Below are 413 nucleotides of genomic sequence, written 5' to 3'. Positions count from 1 at the left end.
CCGCACGAGTTTTCCGAGGCCGCGCTGGCCCAGTCGCGCGGGCTGCCCGACAAGGTGCGCGCCAGCGACAAGCGTGGCCGCATCGACCTGACCGATGTGCCGCTGGTGACCATCGACGGCGAAGACGCGCGTGATTTCGACGACGCGGTCTATTGCGAACCGGCCAAGGTCGGGCGCGGCAAGGGCTGGCGCCTGCTGGTGGCCATCGCCGACGTGAGCCACTACGTGGAGACCGGCTCGCCCATCGACGTGGACGCCTACGACCGCGCCACCAGCGTGTACTTCCCGCGCCGCGTCATCCCGATGCTGCCCGAGAAACTGTCCAACGGCCTGTGCTCGCTCAACCCCGAGGTGGAGCGCCTGTGCATGGTCTGCGACATGATGGTCAACGCCAAGGGCGAGGTCCAGGCCTA

Annotated in this window: 1 protein-coding gene; it reads left to right on the top strand. The window is 68.3% G+C overall.

Features of this window, described 5'->3' with window-relative positions:
* Positions 1-413, top strand: a 413-nt coding sequence (locus HA630_RS01155) for an RNB domain-containing ribonuclease (RefSeq protein WP_166832120.1), incomplete at both ends; no start/stop codon positions are given.

It is taken from the genome of Aquabacterium sp. A08, assembly GCF_011742065.1.
The sequence above is the reverse complement of the archived record's forward strand: the minus strand, read 5'-3'. Positions and strand labels throughout refer to the sequence as shown.